We start from the raw sequence: 21,265 nt of genomic DNA on the forward strand, positions 1-21,265 counted from the left end.
AATAATCTATTACATCACTATTTACATATTCATAATATAATAAGTTTTTAATGGTCTCTAAGAGGTGACTTCTCGTCTTTTTTAACATCCAATTCCTCTTTTACAACATTCCATTTTTCAAGACCAAACTTAGAAACCATAACAGCTTCTGCTGCTCCTTTTCCAAGTCTTTTTACAGTATCCATACCTGTCTCGTCCTCTTGGGCACCTTTTGCTTTTCCATCTTTACTCCATATTGTACCACCTATATAACATCCACCTAAACCTCCAGATACTAACATTTCATGCATTAGGAAGAAATTTATTATAGGAAGTTTTGTAAGTTCTTGACCACCATATCTAGTTCCACCAGTAGTTATTGCTGCCCCAATCTTATTTTGAAGCTTTCCTGGATGTACTAAATACATTGGACGAAGCCTGTTAAATACTGCTGTAAGTTGAGCAGTTATATTCATATCATATACTGGAGAACCTACTATAATTCCATCTGCTTCTAATATTTTTTGCTCTAATTCTTGTATATCATCTTTTATGATACACATAGTTTCTTTTCTTATACATGCATCACAATGTACACAAGGACTTATTTTTTTCCCTCTAACTGACCAATACTCCGTTTCTATACCAGGTATAGTTTCAGCTTCTTTCAAAGCTTCTAATACTGCATATTCTGTTGCTCCTTTACGTGGACTTCCACAGATACCTAATATCTTTGCCATAACAATATCTCCTCATCAAATAAATCTATTTTTATTATCCATTTACAATACAATAAATTTTTATTTCTACTTTAACTTCTATTACTTTAATTTTATTGGTAATGAATGTATTTCTACATTAGTTGCATTGTATACTGCATTTGCAACAGCTGGTGCAACTGGTACAACAGCACATTCTCCAATACTCTTACCACCAAAAGGTCCAGCTTTTTCATAACCATTTACAAATGCAACTTGACACTTTGGCATATCTACAGTTCTAAATAATTTATATGTTTTAAAATCAGTAGCTTTAGGTCTACCTTGCTCATCAAATGCCAACTCTTCACTTAATGCATAACCTAGACCCATATGAATTCCACCTTCTAATTGACCTTCTAAGTTTAGAGGATTTATAACTCTACCAACATCATGTACAGCTACAAAATCAACCACTTTAATATCCTTAGTTTCTTTATCTACTAAAACTTCAGCAAAATGTACACCATATGAAGTAAGTCCAGCTGGAGAAGAATAGTCTTCAACAACAGTCAATTCTCTTAAAGACTTACTTTGACTATATACTGCAACATCAGACAATGATGCTTTGATATTTTCATCAAGCTTACTAATTACATATCCACCATCTAAATATAATTCATCTCTCGATGTTTCAAGTAGTTTTTCTGCTTCTTCTAATATAAGTGTTTTTAATTTTTCTGCTGTCTTTTTAGCTCCTCCACCTTCTACAAACACACCTCTACTCGCATAATCTCCAAGATTGAATGTACATGCATCAGTGTCAGTTTCAAATGTATCAACTTTATCAGGTGTTATTCCTAAAACTTCAGCTACCATCATTGTTTGCATAGTTACAACACCATTACCCATATCATGTGCTCCTGTAAGTAGTGTCAATGTACCATCTTCATTTAATTTAAGAGTCAATGTAACGACGTCCCTATGTGCACCAAAAACTCCGTTACCATGTGCACCTATTGCCATACCTATACCTCTTAAATATTTTCCTTCTTCTTTTGGAAGATTTTTCTTTTCATCCCACTTGAACATTTTCTTACCTTGTTCTATACAATCCAATACTCTAGGATTTCCAAGAGAACCATGGAAAATTATATCAACATCATCTGGCTCTACTGCATTTTTATTTTGGAAATCAACTAAATCCATACCTATTTCCTTAGCTATCTTAGCAAATTGAGCCTGTTGAGCCATAAATATCTGAGGTGAACCATATCCTCTCATAGCTCCTGCTATTGGTGTATTTGTATACACAGGCATTCCAGTAAATTTTATATTTGGTATTTTATAAACCTTAAATACTTTATGGCTAAGTGCACCTATAACATTTAAAGCACTTGATGCATAAGCTCCTGTATTTGTATATATTTTTATATCTTGTGCTATTACTTCTCCATCTTTATTTACACCAGTTTTTAATTTTACAAAAGACCCATGACGAGTTCTTGTTGATATCATAGATTCTTTTCTTGTAAGAACCATTTTAACTGGTCTTCTAGTCATTTTTGATAATGCTGCTGCTACTGGTTCAATTGTAAGTTCTAATTTTCCACCAAATGAACCTCCAATAGCAGGTCTTATAACTCTTATTTTATTTAGTGACATCCCAAAAATTTGAGATAGTATTATTCTAAATCCAAATGTATTTTGGCAAGGTGTATGTACAGTTAGCTTATCATTATAATCATAGTGTGCAATTACACTGTGAGTCTCTATTGCACTATGATGTATCGCTGGAGTAGAGTATTCATCTTCAAATATATAATCACATTCTTCGAATCCTTTTTCTACATCTCCTCCATTTATGTTGTTTTGGGAAACTATATTTGAATCCCCATGTATACATATAGCATTTTCTTTTATTGCATCCTGTATAGTAAATACAGCTGGTAATTCTTCATATTCTACTTTTATAAGATTTACAGCTTTCTCTGCTATTTCTGGCGTTTCTGCTGCTACTGCTGCAACACGGTCACCAACAAATCTAACTGTATCTGAAAATATAACTTCGTTTTCAGGTATATTATGTTCATAGAATCTCAAAGAACCGTTGTATTTTCTTTGTGATGTATTAAGATGAGTAGCTATAGCTCTAACACCGACTACTTTCTCTGCTTCACTTATATCTATACTTTTTATCTTTGCATGTGCTACAGGACTTAAAAGCATTTTAGCATGAAGCACATTCTGTGGTTTCATATCAGCCACATATTTCATTTGACCAGTGACTTTTAAAGCTGCATCTTTTAGAGGGTATGATTTTCCTATTACTTTTTCCATAATTATCTACCCCCTAATCTAGCTGCAGATAATTTTACAGCTTCTATAATTTTCACATATCCTGTGCATCTACAGAGATTTTCTTTAAAGGCCTCTCTAATTTCATCCTCATTAGGAGATGCATTTCTATTTAAAAGAGCTTGTGTAGTTATAATCATACCAGGAGTACAATACCCACATTGCACAGCTCCAACTTCTATAAAAGCTTCTTGTATTGGATGAAGATTTTCTCCATTAGCAAAACTTTCTATAGTGTATATAACTTTACCTTCGCAGTTTCTTGCAAGAAGTTTACAAGATTTAACGTCAACTCCATCTATCAAAACTTTACATGCTCCACAACTGCCACTATTACAACCTTGTTTCGCTCCAGTTAGATTTAATTTTTCACGAAGTACATGTAAAAGGGTTTCACTCTTTTCAACTTCTATTTCATACATGTAATCATTAATATTTAATTTTATTTTTTCCATTTTCTCCTCCTACAGATAAACTAATGTTGTAATAGAATATTATTACAATCTCATTTTAATATTAGTATAAGCTATTCCACTTATGCCCTTCCATTCTATTAGTTACATTAGCTCTCTTACATAATTCTTCTGCTGCATGTTGTGCATTCAATAATACTTGTTCTTCACTTTCGATTGTAGTTACTTTTCCATTTTCAAGTATTATATTTCCATCAACTAGGACACTTTCTACATTATGCATACTAGCTGAGTATACCAAAGTCGATACAGGATTGTGAAGAGGTATTGATTTTGGAGAAAGCATTGAGTTAAATATTACTAAGTCAGCTTTTTTTCCAGTCTCCAAAGAACCTATTTCATCTTCCATTCTAAGAGTTCTTGCTCCCTCTATTGTAGCCATTTCAAGAACTTTTTCTGCAGAAATAGCAAGAGGGTCACAATTATTTACTTTATGTTGTAAAGCTGTTAGTTTCATAAGCTCTATCATATCTTGTGCATTATTACTTGCTGCACCATCAAGACCTAAACTTACATTTATACCTTTCTTTAACATTTCTGGAACAGGTGCAACCCCAGAAGCAAGGTACATATTACTTGCCACATTATGAGAAACTTTTATATCGTACTTTTTAAGCATTTCCATGTCTTCATCAGTTACGCATACACAGTGTACTGCTACAACTTCTGGACCTACTATACCCCATTTTTCAAGTAATTTTATATCGATTTCTCCATGTATATCCTTTGTTGCTGTTCTTGCAAATTCTGTTTCAGATATATGAACTGTAAAATATGAGTCATATTCTTTAACTATATTCCAAAGCATTTTACCCATTTCTTCAGATATAGCCCACATTGAAGAAGGTGCTACACAGATTTTTATTCTTCCATTTTCTGAGTTATGATATTTATCAAATACCCTTCTCAGGTCTTTTTCAACCGTTTCCACATCTTCTATAAGCTCTTTATGAATACCTAAGTCTATACAGCCTCTACCTACAACTCCTCTTATACCTAAATCTTTATATGCTTTTACTATTCCATCTGTAAGACCTGGTCTATTATGTGTATGCATATAATCAACCATTGTAGTTATACCACTTTTTAAACCTTCCATACATCCAAGCATTGCAGCATCATAAGTATCTTGCTCTGTTAAGAATTTTGCTGATGGAAACATCATTGTATTTAACCACTCATGAAGTGCCATATCATCACCTAAACCTTTTAATAACACTTGGAATAAATGATTATGAGTATTTATAAAACCAGGGAATATCACTTTTCCATTAGCATCTATAACCTTTTTAGCATCAAGATACTTTGGCTCAATATCAGCTGTATTTCCTATATCTAAAATTCTGTCGCCTTGAATAGCTATTGCTCCATCAAATATGACTTCTCTATCTTTATTAACTGTAACAACTATTGCATTTTTTATTAGTATATCAATCATCTTAAATCCCCCTTATTAATACTTTCATTACAACATTTTATCATATGGCTTTCTCATATCATATCTAATACATTTATCCAATATTTTCCTCAAGGTTTGAAGTAACGTTTTCAGACTTTTTACTTGATTTTAATTTAAATAATGTTTGAAGTAATATAGCTATTATTGCTCCAGAAACTATACTTGACCCTCCAAGGACAGTTCCAATTGTTGCTGGGAATTGGTCTAAAACTTGTGGTGCAGTTGTAAGACCCATACTTGTTGCTATAGATACTCCTGCTATAAGATTGTTTTCTTCAGTAAATCCATCCATACTCATAATAGAGAAACCAGACATTGCTATTGATGAGAATACAACTAACGTTGCTCCACCAACAACACAAGATGGTATAGTTGTCATTATTGCACCTAATGCTGGAGATATTCCTGCTAGTAACAATACAAGTGCGCCAAGTGCTATTACAAATCTACTTGTAACTTTATTCATAGATACTATTACTGTATTTTGGCTAAACACTCCAGTTGGAAGAGCTGCAAATAATGATGAAATTATAGAAGTTATAGAATTTCCTAAAACAACTGATGATAACTCTTCGTCAGTTACCTCTCTATCCATTGCTCCTATTGTAGCTATTGTACATGCACCCATCATATCAGCTATACCTATTATGTAAATAATAGTAAACATTACTATTAACTCTGGTCTAAACTCTAATCCGAAAGCTGCTGGTGTTGGTAAAGATACTATAGCTGCTCCTTGAACTGCTGAGAAATCAACCAATCCTAAAACTAAAGATATAGCATAACCTACTAATATTCCTATTAATATTGAAGAATTTTTTACTAGACCCTTACCGTATTTATTTATCATTATTATTACAAAAGCAACTATAACTCCTACTGTAAAGTTTACTGGGCTTCCAAACGTTTCTGCCCCTTCTCCACCTGCTAAATTCTTTATAGCAGTTGCAAATAATCCAAGTCCCATACATGCTATTATTGTTCCAGAAACTATTGGAGTGAATATATGTCTAATTTTCTTAACTCCAAATCCTACAAAGAATACGATTACCCCAGCAGCAATCTGTGCTCCAAATAGAGCTGCTAAACCATCCTTAGCTGCTACTGAAAGACAGGCTCCTAAAAATACATAACTCATTCCCATCATTACAGGTAATCTTGAACCTAACTTAAATCCTTTAAATAAAGGTATTGGATATAATTGTAAAAACGTTGCCAAACCTGCTGCTAACATAGAACCTTGAATCAACATTGTCGCTTGCCCCTGGTTAAGTCCTACCACGTTTGCTATTAATATCGCAGGTACCATGTTTCCTACTATCATTGCTAACAGATGTTGTAAAGCTAAAGGTATTGATTCCTTTAGTGGTGGTATCCCATCGACATCATATTTTGAAGTATTACGTGTTTTCATAAAATAAATCCTCCCATACATAAATATCTTGACTAAATATTTTTATAATTATTTTCTATAAATATTTTTATGACCATGAATTTATTGCTCAACCGATAAACACAGCTAAACTGAGCTATTTTTATAAAAAATTAACAAATATACCCTCCCCGATTTTCTTTTTGAATAAATATTAATTGTCTGGTATACATTTTTTTGATAAATTTTTTATTAAAATGAATAGCTATCAAAAATAATCTAACAATCTCATAATAAATAATTTAAACAACCCTTTCAAATTATCATATCTTAATTGGCCTCTTCCATAACAGCTCTTTCTTTAGCCTCATCCTCTAGGCTTTTATTTGGTATTATTAGATTTAAAACGAATGCAACCAATGTTGCAATTACTATTGGAGATTCTCCAAATACTAACTTTACAAATGAAGGAAATGCTTCTTGGGCTGCTGGGACTGATGTTATTCCCATGCCTAAAGCAATTGCCAAACCAACAATGGTAATATTTCTTGATGACAACTCTTCTGTAATAATTAACTTTATACCTGTCATTGTTATCATACTAAATATAGATATTGTAGCTCCTCCCAAAACTGAATATGGTATAGTAGTCATTAATGCACCAAATTTAGGTACAAACCCCGACAATAACATAAATATACCAGCTATTCCAAGCACAAATCTACTTATTACTTTGTTCATAGCTACCATCCCCACGTTTTGGCTATATGATGATGGTGGCAAACCTCCAAACAAAGCTCCTATCATAGTACAAATTCCACTTCCTATTACTCCACTTGATAATTCTTTATCTGTAATATCCCTGTCCATACCTCCCATTGTAGTAGCTGATAAATCTCCAATTGCTTGAACAGCATTGATTATACTTACAATTACTACTGATATTACTACAGGCATATCAAATTCTAATCCAAATTCAAGTGGTTTAGGTACTGCAAACCAAGCTGCCTCTCTAATAGGGTCAAAATTTATTATACCCAAAACTAAAGATACACAATATCCAACTATAATTCCCAAAAATATTGCCGCCAGTTTTGCATACCCTTTCGCAAATTGACTAAGACCTATAACTACCACTAGTGTTATAGCTGCTACTGCCCAATTTTGCATAGAGCCATAAGTAGGGCTATTTACACCACCTGCCATATAATTTATTGCTATAGGATATAAAGATAATCCAATTGTAAAAACTACTGTTCCTGCAACTATATTAGGAAAAAATCTTCTTATCTTTTTTATAAATAATCCTATTAATACTGTAGCAACTCCCCCTATTAGTTGTGCACCCAAAATGCTTGCTAGTCCGTAATTTCCTCCAACTGCTACAAGTGTTGGTACATAAGTAAATCCAACTCCAAAAATTATAGGCAATCTTGAACCAATATTTCCTATTGGATATAGTTGTATAAGTGTCGATATGCCAGCTATTATTAATGCATATTGGACTAAAAGCGTTATTTGCGTAGGGCTAACACCCACAGCTCCTCCTACGACTATAGGTACTGTAACAGTTCCAACTATCATTGCTAATATATGTTGCATTGATAGTGGCAGACACTTTAAAATTGGTGGCCTTCCATCAATATCAAACATAGAAACACTTTTTTGATATTTACTCAAGGTTATCACTCCCAACTATTTTTTAATGACAGTTATTATTATCTCATACAACATCCTTTCTTTTTTTATTTTGTCATCTCAATTTACTATGAAGCAATTATAATGCCAATTTTTTAACAGAATTGTTTTACACATATAAATTTTATTATATTTGTTAGTATTTGATAATTTGATAAAGCATTTATTTTTTTTAATTCTTTTAAATTTTTTTTATTTTTGGATAATAAAATACTATTACACAAAAAAACACTTGGAAAATTATTTTCCAAGTGTTTTTTATCAATTTTATAATTTCAAATTTTAGAATTGAGAATTAAAAAGTTAATTATTATACATCTATTTTTCTGTATAAAGTGGCTAATGATATTCCAAGTTTTTTAGCAGCTAACTTTTTAGACTTAGTATCATTACCATAAAACTTCAACACTTTCTTTATATATGCTCTTTCAAACTCTTCAAGCGTAAGTATCTCTTGTTCCATACTTATCTCATAGTCATTTTCCTCAAGTAGTTTTATATTTATATTGTTTAGCTTAAAATATTCAATTATCTTTCTGTTTATTATGCCTTTATGTATTATTCCATCTTCTTCAAGGAGATTTAAGGCTAATTCTATAGTGTTTTCCAACTCTCTAATATTCCCTGGCCAAGGATATTTAAGCAACATTTGCTCTACATCTGGTTCTATATGGTACACATTTTTCTTCATTTTTCTGGAATATTTATCTATAAAATTATTTATTAGTATTTGTATATCGTCTCCTCTTTCTCTAAGTGGAGGTACTTCTAGAGGTATTACGTTTAATCTATAGTATAAGTCTTCTCTAAATTTATTTTCTTTAACCAATTCAAATAAGTCTCTATTAGTAGCTGATATGATTCTAACATCTATATCAATCAGTTCGTTTGAGCCTATTCTCGTAAACTTTTTTTCCTGTAACACTCTCAATAACTTCGATTGTAGTTGAATTGGCATATCTCCTATCTCATCTAGAAATACAACTCCACCATTAGCCAATTCAAATTTACCAATCTTACCTTTTGAATCTGCTCCACTAAAAGCTCCTTTTGTATATCCAAAAAGTTCACTTTCCAGTAGAGGTTCTGGTATAGCAGCACAGTTTATAGCAACGAATGTTTTATTCCCTCTGTTTCCTGCGAGATGAATGGCCCTTGCTATTAACTCTTTTCCAGTACCACTTTCTCCAGTTATAGCTACAGTAGAATCACTATTTCCAATTTTGCGAATTCTATTTTTTAGAGCACGCATTACATCAGAATCTCCAATTATAGAGTCTACTGTTGTTGTCCCCCAAATATTGTATACTTCCATTCCACCATACATTACTGAATCACTGTGTTTATCCATAAAATATCAACTCCAAATAAGTATTCTATATAATAATCCTTCAAATTATCTATTTAATTATATCATAACAGAAAAGTTTAGTTATAATTTAATAATATTTTATTTTTCAAGTTAAGATTAATAAAAAGTATATCTCCCAAATCGCAAATTAGTAGATATACCTTTCTTAATCTTACGCACATCCTATATTAAACAAGCAATTAGAATGCCACACTTTACATATAAATACTTTTCAAAATTTTAAATTTAAGATTTTTATAAATTTTTTTCTATACATCAGAAATTTTTCTATACGTATAGAATCATATTTACCCTTTTTTAAAGTATTTTTATTATTTTTATAATTCTTATTTCTAAAATTTATAATTAAAAATTATTTTTTTCAAATCATCTTTTGTGTTTTTCACATCATCTAATCTCACAGTTTTTGCTTCTATAAATTTACCTTTAAATGATTCTGATAATTTCCAAGAACTATAATTTTTATCCTTTTGAATACAAGGATATAACAATATGCATCTTTTTGCATTTTCATAGGTTGTTATGTATGCATACATCTGATATATATCACTTGACCTATAAAAAACATTTGAATCTACTTCAATAGCCTTCCATTTTGTATCAATTATAATTTCATATTCATCTTTTAAATCATATAATACTATATCTGGTCTTAGATTAAAATTTTTCTTTCCTGTTTGTTCATTTTTTAAAAGAAATTTACTCTTATCTTGTATATAAGTTTCTCTAAATGAATTATCCCATATATTTTTTATTAAGACACCTATATATTCTTCATATAAAGTATTTATTTCAAATAATATAGAAAAGGCCTCTTGATTGTTTTGACTATTATCCATAGATAAATTTAGAAGTATAAGCCTAGCCAACAAATAACAATCTTTAAATCTATCATTATTTTTATAAAATTTATAATCTAATAGTTTTTCTTTATCTACATAAATTAGGTCTACATTTTGAAAATAACTCAAAATTTTTTTAATCTTACTTTGAATTAAGTTATCATTTATTCTACATAAAATAGATACACATGCTTTTTTAAGAACTTGATTCAAGAAATTATTTTCACTATATTCATCGTACTCACATTTTATTTTCATTGGGGAGATACCTTTTTCTCTTGCATATGTACTCAATAATATTTTACCTCTTATAACATTTGAATTTTCTATTTTATTTACATATTCAAAGTGAATTCCTCTTTTAATTTGTGTTTGCATATTTTCAATAAAATACATAACAAAGAAATTTAAAAGATTATAATTTTTTAAACTTAATCTTATGCTTTCATTCATTATAATTGGAATTTTATTACATATAGAAAGCATCTGTAATAACATTTCTCTGTCTTTTACAAGATTATCACTTAATGACAATTTTGGAAGTACTTCAAGTATTACATTTTCAAAGCATATGACACCTACATAGTTTATAAATCTAAGTTTTTTACTTAATATCTATTATATTACTCTTTAATACATCATTATTATTATCTATATATTTAAGCAATTTTTCATATTCAATTTCTGTAAGCTCATTTTCACCATTACCTACTCTTATCCATTCGTAAGTTTCTTTAACATATATATTTTTACTCATATATATTTTTTAACTCCTCACTAGATATGTTTTGCTTTATACAATAGTTAACTTTATTTTCAATCACAGATGTATTATTTTTTTTAAACAATTCAGAGGCCATAAGTTCTTCTTTGTAAACAATATATTTATCTTTTTCATCTTTTCCTATACCACCTAAAATAAGACCTATTTTTTCTGAATCATAATAAAAATACTCTTGAAGGAGTGGTATTATTTTACTTCTAAATACTGACACTATATCATCAATATTATCTACATTAAGTAAGTAAGCTTGTCCAATAACATGGTCTCTATCATATAAAAACTCTATCCTTTTATTAATTGTATATAGCATACTTTTAACATCTATACCATCTACAGTAGACAATAAATCATAATCTGGCATAATTTCTTCAAAACTAAATCTTCTTCTCAAAGCTATATCTAAGAGCGCTATTGATTTATCTGATGTATTCATAGTTCCAACTATATACAAATTTGGAGGTAAAGAAAATTTTTCTTTTGAATATGGTAACTTGACAATAGTTTGATTTGATTTAGTGAGTCTTTTATCTTCCTCAAGTAATGTTATTAACTCACCAAATATTTTAGATATATTTCCTCTATTAATTTCATCTATTATTAAAACATAGCTTTCTGATTCTTCAAAATTAAAACTGTCACTAAACTCTATATTTTCTAATATCAATTTCTTTTTTCTAGCTTTTATCTCTTCTAAAGTCAAATTATTTTTTTCCAACTCAAGATTCAACTTTTTTTCAAACTTCAATGCATCATAACATGCTTCTATAGATATATCCTTTAATATTCCATCCTCTGGTTTGAAATTTCCCTTACCATCAGACTTTAGCCCTTCTATAAACTCCTCATATCCATATGATTGATGAAATGTACAAAATTCCACATTATTTCTATAATTTACATTACTTATATAATCTCGATTTTTTAAATTAGTTTCATTTATCAGATTATAAACTATTTGTTTTGCATTATATGTTTTACCAGTTCCTGGGGGGCCATAAAATATAGTATTTAAAGGCATTTTATTAGCAAACCTTTTTGTGTATTTTTCAACTAAACTATTATTTTCAAATATAACCCAAGCGTTCCCATCTATATTTTCTTTTTCATACTCTATCCACTTAACAGGTAGATAATATCCACCTTCTAAAATACTTATCTTCTCTTTATCGAATCCTTCCATGACTTGACATACCCCAAATATACTCTTCATTGTATGGTCATTCTCACAGATTACTTTCTCACTATTATGTAATAAGATATAATCATCTGTATTTATATTTTTCAGATATTCTAATTGCTCTATATTAGTAGGCTGAATAAATAGCTCTTCATTGTCTATACATTTATCTACATTTTTATAATAATAGTTTTTTAGATACCATTTATTATTGTCACTCGCTTCTATCATTTTTCTCAATGATTTCTCATCTTGTAACTTAATAATTTCTAAGTATGGACTAATATCATCATTACTTAATTTATAAAACTCACTTGTATATGCTTTGCAACTTGAAACTGTATCAAAATTGTACATCCATTTTACTGGTAATGTATGCCCCAAAATATGACTTAATTCATAACCATTTTCAAAGCTTTCTTCAACTATACCAATAGATACACTACATTTAATTTTTTCTTCTATATTTTGATATGCCTTATATAAAAAGTAATCACCCTTTTTAATTGACATAAACCTTTTTATAAAGTCTTTGTCATTACAGTTGTCATTGATATATTTTTCTGATTTTTTTCCCATATTGAGTACTTCTTTTAAATTTATTTTTATATCAAAACCAAGTGCAATTATACTTTCTTCTCTAAAAACTTGTGGTGTATCTGTTTCCTGATAAAAAAATTCTTCCATTAACCAATATTCTGTAACTCTTATATTTTCAGACATATCTTTCTCCTTAATATCTAAAACATACTAATTATATAACAAAGCAACTTTAATCTTTCCGTCTAAATTTTCTTTTAAGTATAAAGAAAATATCACTTCATATTTTTCTTCTATTTTACTTTGAATATTATTTATTAAATCATTCAATTCTACTAGAGAAAAGTCCATATTTCCTTCAACAAATACAATGCCTTTTTTGTTTATGAATTCTTCACCTAAATACTCCATTTTTTCAAATAAAACGTTAGCTATGTCACTATATTCTTTTGTATCTTCAAATTCTTCAAAAGAATACTTAATTCCCTTATCTCCTATAATAGCTTCCTTTAAATCAGTTATATCTATATTTATCATACAGGAATCCGAAATAGACTCTATCATAATATTCATTAAATCAACAAATTTAAAGATATTATCATTATTGATTTTAAATTCTCTCCCAAGTTCTAAATCTTCTTTATTTTCCTTCTCTGAACAATTCATTCCTATAGATAAAATTCTTCTTTCATTTGACATATATGAAATAGCTTTTATAATCTCTCTACTTTGTTTGTCTTCAGTTGAATATGCTAAAAATAATATCTCTACTCCATCTAAAAGGCTTCTGACATATTCTTTTTCAACTTCTTGATTTATATTAATTCTTTCTATGTCTACATTTTCTTTTATTTTTTCTTCTATTTCATTTATTATATTAATACCTTCAGTTCCAATACCAATTATCTTAGCATTCTTATTAAAATCTTCCATTATCATACATATCTCCTTAATAATTATTTGGTTTTAACATTTTAAATATTATAACATATTTTCTTCAAAAAAATATTTTAACTCTTTAGCCTTGTCATAAAGCAATTTATTTATAAATTTTGGCTCTATCACTCTTGCATCTTTACCTATTGAAAATAAAGTAGATACATACCAATCTATTTCACCTTGCTCTATGAATGTATCAATTAGACCACTACCATCTTCCTTTATTTCTACATCTAAATCATAAGAATTATTCTTTATTTTGGATATACCTTCTTTAGTTAATAGTACACATAGTTTAATACTTTCACCAAATTTTTTAGTAAATGACATATTTTCATATGCTTTCACATATACTGTATCTATCCACTCTTTCAAACTTATATTTTTCTTTTTACTCTTACCTATCCTTTTAAATTCAATCACATTTTCCATACAAATTAATATAATCTTATCACTTTCATAATCATATACAGGTGTAAACCACACACACCTCTTTAAAAATATACCCATAGGGCATACATTTTTCTCTAATAATTGATTTCCAGACTTATATTTAATATTTAAAATGCAGGACTCTGAGGAAGCTCTAAAAATTTCAACTATATCACTACTTTTATACCTTCCTTCATTAGGTATAAACTCAATATAATTTTTTATATTATCTATCCCTTCTTTTATACTGCTTTTACGCTCATAACTTATTTTTCTTATTATAGAATCAATTTCTTTATCTATTATCATTGACTTATAAATTTGAAGTGATTTAAGGGCAAAGAAGATAGACATGACTTCTATTTCTGTAAATACAACAGGAGGTATATAACTATTATTTAAAACCCTATACCCTCCATTCCTACCCTTTTCTGTCTGAATTGGAAGTCCCATTTCGTTTAATTCTGTCAAGTATCGTTGAATAGTCTTAGTTGAAAGATTAAACTCTTCTGACAACTCTTTGATTGTAAACTTCTGCTTATCATTAATATATGTCCAAACATCAGTCAATCTTTTTATCTTTGACAAATAAAATCCCCCTCATTATTAATACTAATCTTAATCTATGAAATGATAGTGTATTTTTTAAAATTTAATATCAATGACATTCTTATATTTTTTCATTAAAAAACTAAAAAATGGTACTCCAACTACTGTCACAACCACAAATTCTCCAAAACCTACCTGTATCATAGATAAAATCAAAGGAAGTCCAAAAAATATGTTTAACATCAATCCAACTACAACTGCATTTACGATAGTTGGCCATATAGAAGCTATAATCAATGTACCCTTACTTTGTCCACTTATTTTTCTAGTAAAATAAATCAAACTCCCACTTATAAATGTAGCTAATGTCCCAAATACTATATCAGGTACACCGTATGGACCTATAACATTTGCTAAAAAACATCCTAATGTAAGACCTACTATGTATCCTTTATCTAAAAACGCTAAAAGCATCATAATCTCTGCTACTCTAAATTGTATTGGACCATAACTTATAAATCCCAATGACAGGGTTAAAACCGCATAAATTGCTGTAACAACTGCTGTTAATGCTATATTAATACTCTTTCTTCTCATATCTGTCTCCTAGTAAAAATTTTCTTGCTAAAAATTAATAATATAACTTTATTTTATACAAATTCTATAAACTTAAACAGTTATTTTATATAAACAAATTATTTTAACGAACTATTTTATTAATTCAATTTATATTATACAATATGATACATATAAACTCAAATAGCTATATTTTAAATATATGTTATAATTATTGTATACAAATTCAATTTTAATTTTCTATTATTCTATAAAAACATTAAAAAAGAGCCTTAAAATTAGGCTCTAATAATTTATGTCAAAATCAATGAACTCTGCTATCTTTTAATTTAGATAATATCATCCAAGTACCTACACAATCAATTTCTAATTGTTTTTCTATCTCATCATACAGCATTTCTTGATATGATGTATTTAAAACAACATTTTCAACAAGTTTAGAAATTTCCTCTTCTGCAAAGTCAATTTCTATTTGGTTTTGCTTTTCCTTAAAAAACACTCTTACTTTTCTCTGACTTATCGAACGACCCTCAAAGCTGACTAAACATTCTAAAATGTTTTTATCTCCTCTAAAATTATTTACTGCTCTCATGTTATTTAGATTTCCAGCCAAAACATCATCCCCTTAGTTAATTTTATATTTTATAAGTAAAATTCATAATATTATAATAACTACTTATTAAATATCTTTCAACAGGTATGACATAACTGGTTGTTTAACATGTAAAACTAGTCTAAAATCTTCATAAATAATTATTTATTCATAGCCATAAATACTTTTTCAGGTGTAATAGGAAGTGTATTTATTCTCACACCAACACCATTAAATACGGCTTCTTGTATTGCTGGCAAAGGTGTATTTATAACAACTTCTCCAACCGACTTAGCGCCAAATGGTCCTGTTGGTTCATAAGTTTCAACAAAATCTACTTCTACATTTCCAATATCACATCTAGCTGGAATTTTATATTGCATAAATGTATTTGTATCCATACTACCTTTTTCTGTATATCTAACTTCTTCAAATAACGCCATCCCAATCCCTTGAACAATTCCACCTTCAACTTGTATCTTAGCTAGATTTTTATTTATAACTGTTCCACAATCTACTATAGCTACATAATTTACTAAATCAACCTTACCAGTTTCTTTGTCGATTTCAGTTTCTGCAAAACCAGCTATAAAAGGAGGTGGAGATACTGGACTACCATGAGAAGCAAAACCTATCAATTGATTAGTATCTGGTCCAATTGTAGAATCTACTGCTATATCAAACAATAATGTACTACCTTTTTTGCTAGTTAAGTTTACACCATCAAATTCTACTTCATCTTTATCAACACCCAGTTTAGTTGCTCCAGCAGAAATTATTTTTCCCCTTAAATCTTGAGCAGCTTTAACTACTGCCATACCAGTTACATAGGTAGTACTTGAAGCATATGAACCTGGGTCATATGGAACCAAATCAGTATCAGCTGATATGACTGTTATATTTTCGATACTTGTTTCAAGTACTTCAGCAGCCATTTGAGCTAGGATTGTGTCACTTCCTGTACCCATATCAGTAGAACCTATCATAAGTGTATAATCTCCACAGTCATTTAATTTAATTTCAGCTGAAGACTTGTCAAGACCTTGTATACCAGACCCTTGCATAGTAATTCCCATACCTACACTTCTAATTTTTCCATTATCAAGATGTTTACAAGGATATTTTTCATCCCATCCAATAAGCTCTTTGCCCTTATTTATACATTTTACTAAATCCACACTATTTAAAGTTTTTCCATATGCAAATGTAGTTTCACCTTGTGTTACTACATTTTTTAATCTTAAATCTGTTGGGTCCATGTTTAATTTATCAGCAAGCATATTTATAGTTGATTCAACAGCAAAACATCCTTGAGAAGCTCCATATCCTCTAAGTGCTCCTGCTGGCATTTTATTAGTGTATACTACATCTGCAATAAATCTTGTTGCTTCAACTTTATTATACATTGGTAAAGTTTTTTCTCCAACCAAACCAATAGTTGTAGAGGCATGCTCTCCATATGCACCTGTATCAGAAAGTGCATTTATATCTATAGCTTTTATTATTCCATCATTAGTAGCACCTAACCTAACCTTTAATCTCATTGCGTGTCTACTTGTTGAACAATTGAAAGTTTCTTTTCTATCATAAATTATTTTAGCTGGTTTACCTGTTTTTAAAGTTACAATTGCCGAAAAAATCTCCACACATGCAGTTTGTTTTCCGCCAAACCCGCCGCCAATTCTAGGTTTTATAACTCTAATTTTACTAGCTGGTAGCTCTAAAGCACGAGATAAATGTCTTTTAACATGAAATGGTATTTGAGTTGAACTTACTACAACCAATCTTCCAGTATGGTCCAAGTAATTGTAGGCTCTATATGTTTCCATCATTGCATGTGCTTGAGCTTGAGTATAGTAAGTTTCTTCAATCACTATATCACAATTACTTAATACTTTTTCAATATCACCTTTTGTATAATCATGATGTGATACTATATTATTTTCTCTCTGCATACCTATGTCAAAGTTACAATGTCTATCTTCATCATGCACTATAGCTTTATTTCCCATTGCCTCTTCAAAATCCAAAACAGGTGTAAGTACTTCATACTTTACCTTGATAAGATTCATTGCTTTAATTGCTGTTTTTTCATCTACAGCTGCAACTATAGCTACTTCATCACCTACATACCTCACAACATCTTCAAGAATTAATCTATCATATGGAGATGGTTCTGGATATGTTTGACCAGCAAGTGTAAATCTAGATTTTGGTACATCTTTATATGTTAAAACACATTCAACACCATCGACCATTTCTGCCTTTGATGTATCTATATCTTTTATCTTTGCATAAGCATGAGGACTTCTAAGTATCTTTACCACCAAAGCATCTTTTGCTGATAAATCATCTGTATATACAGGTTTCCCTGTTGTGATACTCATTCCATCTATTTTTTTGATTCCTTTTCCAACTATATTCATGTTCTACTTTACCTCCAGATAAGTTTTGATAGCTCTTAACTGTCCCATATACCCTGTACATCTACATAGATTTCCTGTCAGATAATGTTTTATTTCTTCATCTGTAGGATTTTCAAGCTCATCTTTCATTGCAAGTACAGTAAGTATAAAGCCAGGAGAACAGAAGCCACACTGTTCAGCTCCCTCTTTTACCAAAACCTCACTAAATTCTCTAACTTCATTTTCTAAACCTTCAATTGTAGTTATTTCTTTATTTAAAACCCTCAACGTTAATGTTGCACAAGATAATGTAGGTTTCTTATCAATTAAAACTGTACAGAGACCACAGCATCCTGTGTCACAACCTCTTTTTACACTCAGATTACCAACTTTTCTCAAAGTGTCAACTAGATATTCTTCTGGCTCTATATCTACACTTTTTTTCTTTCCATTTATATTAAGCTTCACTAACATTATTAAATAACCTCCATTATAGCTCTTTTTAAAAGTACTTTACTCATAGCTTTTCTATAATCCCTAGATGCTCTCATATTAGAACCAAAAGTTAATTCTTCTGATGCTATTTCTATTGCTTTATCTATATTAACTTCATTAACTTCATTATTAGATAGGAATTCACTAGCTTGTTTTGCAATCATAGCTTTTTGAGGTCTTGCACCTACACATAATTTAAATTTTCCCATGTGTTTTGATACAGATACATTTAAGAGAGGATAATCACTCTTTGCATTTCTCAGTGATTTATAAGAAGCATTTTTATTTGTCTTCTTTATATATACCTTAATTAGTAAATCTTTCTCATAATCTCTATTAAGAAAATCTTCAAGACTAATCCTTCCAGCCTTATATAATTCTACTTCTGTATCTAATGAAAGTAATGCTACTATCAAGTCAGAAAAACCATATTTAGAAAATACTGTAGCTCCAACCGTTACTACATTTCTAAACTGAATTCCTATTATATCTTTAACTGAATTCTCTATTATTTGTCCAAAATTTTTTTTGATTATTGGACTTATCTCTAATGTTCTAAAAGTAGTCATAGAACCAATCTCAATATAGTTTTCATCTTCTTTTATATAATCTAAATTTAAATTAGATAATTCTATTCCTGTCCCTATTCTTTTTTTCCCCATTCTTAAAAAAGCACTTCCACCAATCACCTGATTAGTTTTTCTTTTATTTAAAATTGAGTACGCTTCTTCTACTGTATTTGGCTGTACAATATCCATAACCGTAAACATAAATTTCCTCCCTTATTTGCTATTCTTATTTTAAATACAACTAATTATATCATAGCTTCAACAAATTTTGATAATAAATATATCCAATATGTAAATTCTGTAAATTAGTTCTACATAAAAAATGACTATTTCAATAATTATCATTAGATAATTTTAAAATAGCCATTATTGTGTATTATTTAAAGTGAAATTTTAAAAAGTTGATACTTTTTCACTTATATTTATCACTTCTTCTTCTAATAATCCAAGTTTTTTAGCTACCAATTTTGTAGTACTTCCTTGTATTACTAATGTGATTAGTATAGTCATAAATACTACTGATGAAATTACTTCGTATCCAGGAACTTTCATTGCTGAAATGATACCACAAAGTGCAGCTGGTATTACTCCAGTTTCCCTTACCCACATCATAAATAACATTTCATTTTTACTCCATTTTGCTTCTCTATCCACAAGTGTACAAACTAAAACACAAAGTGGTCTTGCTATAAACATTAAAACTAGTACTGTAATTACAGATGGCACAAAATATTTACCTAATTGAGCTAAATTAACTTGGCTACCTAATATTATAAATATTGCCATACGACAAATAGTACCTAAAGTTTCAGCAACATAGAAATCTGCATCGTAAGATTTTTGACTTAACCAAATTCTAAAGTTTTTCTTATTCCCAGTTATTATACCTACAATAAAGCAAGACATGTATCCACTTCCACCTAATTTTGTAGATAATTCATACGCAACTACAACTGAAATAACAGATATTATTGGTGCAAAATCTTTGAATATTCCATATGGTTTATCATTAACCAATTTCAAAAGCAGTATTCCTGTAATTAAACCAATCACAACTCCGACAATAACCATTGTTCCTAATTCATAAATATTTTCACTTAATGAAAATTTATTTGATAAAATTACAGCTAACACTGCTGATGTTAATATAGCTCCTGTTGCATCATTAAAAGCTGATTCACTTATTACAGTTTGTTTTACTCTATCCTTTATTTTTACCTGATTAAATATAGGTACAAGAGTAGCTGGGTCTGTTGATGCTATTATAGTTCCTGCTAATAAAGCAGTCATTGCACTTATTCCAAAAGCAAAGCTTATTACTTGTTGCATTATAAAAGCAGATATCACAACTCCTAAAGTAGCTAGTAAGAATACAGATATCTTTACATTTCTCAACACTTTTAAACTTATTTCTTTTCCACCTAAGTATAAGATAAATGCAGAACCAAATGTAAGTATTAGTTGATTTTCTATTTGAAATCCGCGAATATCTATAAATTTTAAAAATGATGGTCCTATTAGAATTCCTACAAGTAAAAATAGTACAACATCAGGAACTTTCAATATCTCGCTAAGCTTGCTACAAATTATTCCAGTTATACTTACAACAGCAAAAATCACCAATAAATTATTACTGGCAATTGTGTGTATAGATGATTCCATGTCAGTCTCTCCTCCCAATATGCATGCATTATATGACATACTCGTTTATTCATTTTACTATATAATTATAGCACACAAATAAATGTTATCAATCATATTTTTTGGACTCTGCAACTTAACCTTCATTTTTGATAATTAAATAACGCTTATATAATTTTAATATTTTTTACCAGTCGTTAAAAGGTTGATTTTGTCAAGTTTATAGTATATATATAATAGCATTATTTATATGTATATCTTTTTTAGATATTTTTCGACTTTTTTTCTTATTAAAATAACTTTAAATTTAACAAT

Annotated in this window: 18 protein-coding genes; all 18 read right to left on the reverse strand. The window is 29.4% G+C overall.

Translation table 11 applies throughout. The features are described 5' to 3' along the window. Positions 1-47: 47 nt before the first annotated feature. The 18 genes from ACTG45_RS11405 to ACTG45_RS11490 all read right to left on the reverse strand — a co-directional run bounded on the left by ACTG45_RS11405 (position 48) and on the right by ACTG45_RS11490 (position 20,971). Complete coding sequence (locus tag ACTG45_RS11405) at positions 48-719, reverse strand: flavodoxin family protein (RefSeq protein WP_021384946.1); 672 nt, start codon at positions 717-719, stop codon at positions 48-50. An 81-nt stretch (positions 720-800) separates the two neighbouring features. After that, positions 801-3,017 (reverse strand): xanthine dehydrogenase family protein molybdopterin-binding subunit, encoded by a 2,217-nt coding sequence (locus ACTG45_RS11410; RefSeq protein WP_479919005.1) that lies wholly within the window; start codon positions 3,015-3,017, stop codon positions 801-803. A gap of 2 nt (positions 3,018-3,019) precedes the next feature. Further along, positions 3,020-3,490, reverse strand: a complete 471-nt coding sequence (locus ACTG45_RS11415; protein ID WP_021384954.1) for a (2Fe-2S)-binding protein — start codon at positions 3,488-3,490, stop codon at positions 3,020-3,022. 61 nt (positions 3,491-3,551) lie between these two features. After that, positions 3,552-4,946 carry an amidohydrolase family protein gene (locus tag ACTG45_RS11420; RefSeq protein WP_021384955.1) on the reverse strand — a complete coding sequence of 465 codons (1,395 nt, stop codon included), beginning with the start codon at positions 4,944-4,946 and terminating at the stop codon, positions 3,552-3,554. Positions 4,947-5,019: 73 nt separating this feature from the next. Next, complete coding sequence (locus ACTG45_RS11425; protein WP_021384951.1) at positions 5,020-6,381, reverse strand: uracil-xanthine permease family protein; 1,362 nt, start codon at positions 6,379-6,381, stop codon at positions 5,020-5,022. A gap of 288 nt (positions 6,382-6,669) precedes the next feature. Beyond that, positions 6,670-7,992, reverse strand: a complete 1,323-nt coding sequence (locus ACTG45_RS11430; RefSeq protein WP_479920294.1) for a uracil-xanthine permease family protein — start codon at positions 7,990-7,992, stop codon at positions 6,670-6,672. 355 nt (positions 7,993-8,347) lie between these two features. Then, entirely contained in the window at positions 8,348-9,388 is a 1,041-nt protein-coding gene (locus tag ACTG45_RS11435) for a sigma-54 interaction domain-containing protein (protein ID WP_021384940.1), read from the reverse strand. Positions 9,389-9,741: 353 nt separating this feature from the next. Continuing rightward, the gene (locus ACTG45_RS11440) at positions 9,742-10,866 is read right to left on the reverse strand and encodes an McrC family protein (protein ID WP_479920295.1); all 1,125 of its coding nucleotides are present in this window, start codon (positions 10,864-10,866) and stop codon (positions 9,742-9,744) included. Next, a complete protein-coding gene (locus ACTG45_RS11445; RefSeq protein ID WP_479919006.1) occupies positions 10,856-11,008 on the reverse strand; it encodes a hypothetical protein in 153 nt (50 codons plus the stop codon). Before ACTG45_RS11445 ends, ACTG45_RS11440 begins: the two co-directional genes overlap by 11 nt. Continuing rightward, positions 11,001-12,935, reverse strand: coding sequence for an McrB family protein (locus ACTG45_RS11450; RefSeq protein WP_479919007.1), 1,935 nt, complete (start codon positions 12,933-12,935; stop codon positions 11,001-11,003). The genes ACTG45_RS11445 and ACTG45_RS11450 overlap by 8 nt, the downstream gene beginning before the upstream one ends. 27 nt (positions 12,936-12,962) lie before the next feature. Then, positions 12,963-13,691 carry an FtsZ/tubulin family protein gene (locus tag ACTG45_RS11455; RefSeq protein ID WP_234781116.1) on the reverse strand — a complete coding sequence of 243 codons (729 nt, stop codon included), beginning with the start codon at positions 13,689-13,691 and terminating at the stop codon, positions 12,963-12,965. A 42-nt stretch (positions 13,692-13,733) separates the two neighbouring features. Then, positions 13,734-14,711 carry a helix-turn-helix transcriptional regulator gene (locus ACTG45_RS11460; RefSeq protein ID WP_479919008.1) on the reverse strand — a complete coding sequence of 326 codons (978 nt, stop codon included), beginning with the start codon at positions 14,709-14,711 and terminating at the stop codon, positions 13,734-13,736. Positions 14,712-14,768: 57 nt separating this feature from the next. Continuing rightward, positions 14,769-15,269, reverse strand: a complete 501-nt coding sequence (locus ACTG45_RS11465) for a QueT transporter family protein (protein WP_479919009.1) — start codon at positions 15,267-15,269, stop codon at positions 14,769-14,771. Between the two features lie 283 nt (positions 15,270-15,552). Further along, a complete protein-coding gene (locus ACTG45_RS11470; RefSeq protein WP_021384952.1) occupies positions 15,553-15,861 on the reverse strand; it encodes a hypothetical protein in 309 nt (102 codons plus the stop codon). Positions 15,862-16,001: 140 nt separating this feature from the next. Then, positions 16,002-18,266, reverse strand: coding sequence for a xanthine dehydrogenase family protein molybdopterin-binding subunit (locus tag ACTG45_RS11475; protein ID WP_479919010.1), 2,265 nt, complete (start codon positions 18,264-18,266; stop codon positions 16,002-16,004). Positions 18,267-18,269: 3 nt separating this feature from the next. Continuing rightward, positions 18,270-18,719 (reverse strand): (2Fe-2S)-binding protein, encoded by a 450-nt coding sequence (locus ACTG45_RS11480; protein WP_479916899.1) that lies wholly within the window; start codon positions 18,717-18,719, stop codon positions 18,270-18,272. 2 nt (positions 18,720-18,721) lie between these two features. Beyond that, positions 18,722-19,510 (reverse strand): FAD binding domain-containing protein, encoded by a 789-nt coding sequence (locus ACTG45_RS11485; RefSeq protein WP_479919011.1) that lies wholly within the window; start codon positions 19,508-19,510, stop codon positions 18,722-18,724. Between the two features lie 192 nt (positions 19,511-19,702). Continuing rightward, entirely contained in the window at positions 19,703-20,971 is a 1,269-nt protein-coding gene (locus tag ACTG45_RS11490; RefSeq protein WP_021384937.1) for a cation:proton antiporter, read from the reverse strand. Positions 20,972-21,265: the final 294 nt, after the last annotated feature.

The organism is Clostridioides sp. LIBA-7602 (assembly GCF_056688945.1).

Bases quoted from the DNA above. Each gene is read 5' to 3' on its own strand.
- ACTG45_RS11425 (WP_021384951.1), bottom strand. From the start codon at position 6,381: ATGAAAACACGTAATACTTCAAAATATGATGTCGATGGGATACCACCA.
- ACTG45_RS11420 (WP_021384955.1), bottom strand. From the start codon at position 4,946: ATGATTGATATACTAATAAAAAATGCAATAGTTGTTACAGTTAATAAA.
- ACTG45_RS11455 (WP_234781116.1), bottom strand. From the start codon at position 13,691: ATGATAATGGAAGATTTTAATAAGAATGCTAAGATAATTGGTATTGGA.
- ACTG45_RS11405 (WP_021384946.1), bottom strand. From the start codon at position 719: ATGGCAAAGATATTAGGTATCTGTGGAAGTCCACGTAAAGGAGCAACA.
- ACTG45_RS11450 (WP_479919007.1), bottom strand. From the start codon at position 12,935: ATGTCTGAAAATATAAGAGTTACAGAATATTGGTTAATGGAAGAATTT.
- ACTG45_RS11430 (WP_479920294.1), bottom strand. From the start codon at position 7,992: ATGTTTGATATTGATGGAAGGCCACCAATTTTAAAGTGTCTGCCACTA.
- ACTG45_RS11485 (WP_479919011.1), bottom strand. From the start codon at position 19,510: ATGTTTACGGTTATGGATATTGTACAGCCAAATACAGTAGAAGAAGCG.
- ACTG45_RS11435 (WP_021384940.1), bottom strand. From the start codon at position 9,388: ATGGATAAACACAGTGATTCAGTAATGTATGGTGGAATGGAAGTATAC.
- ACTG45_RS11410 (WP_479919005.1), bottom strand. From the start codon at position 3,017: ATGGAAAAAGTAATAGGAAAATCATACCCTCTAAAAGATGCAGCTTTA.
- ACTG45_RS11445 (WP_479919006.1), bottom strand. From the start codon at position 11,008: ATGAGTAAAAATATATATGTTAAAGAAACTTACGAATGGATAAGAGTA.
- ACTG45_RS11415 (WP_021384954.1), bottom strand. From the start codon at position 3,490: ATGGAAAAAATAAAATTAAATATTAATGATTACATGTATGAAATAGAA.
- ACTG45_RS11480 (WP_479916899.1), bottom strand. From the start codon at position 18,719: ATGTTAGTGAAGCTTAATATAAATGGAAAGAAAAAAAGTGTAGATATA.
- ACTG45_RS11465 (WP_479919009.1), bottom strand. From the start codon at position 15,269: ATGAGAAGAAAGAGTATTAATATAGCATTAACAGCAGTTGTTACAGCA.
- ACTG45_RS11490 (WP_021384937.1), bottom strand. From the start codon at position 20,971: ATGGAATCATCTATACACACAATTGCCAGTAATAATTTATTGGTGATT.
- ACTG45_RS11475 (WP_479919010.1), bottom strand. From the start codon at position 18,266: ATGAATATAGTTGGAAAAGGAATCAAAAAAATAGATGGAATGAGTATC.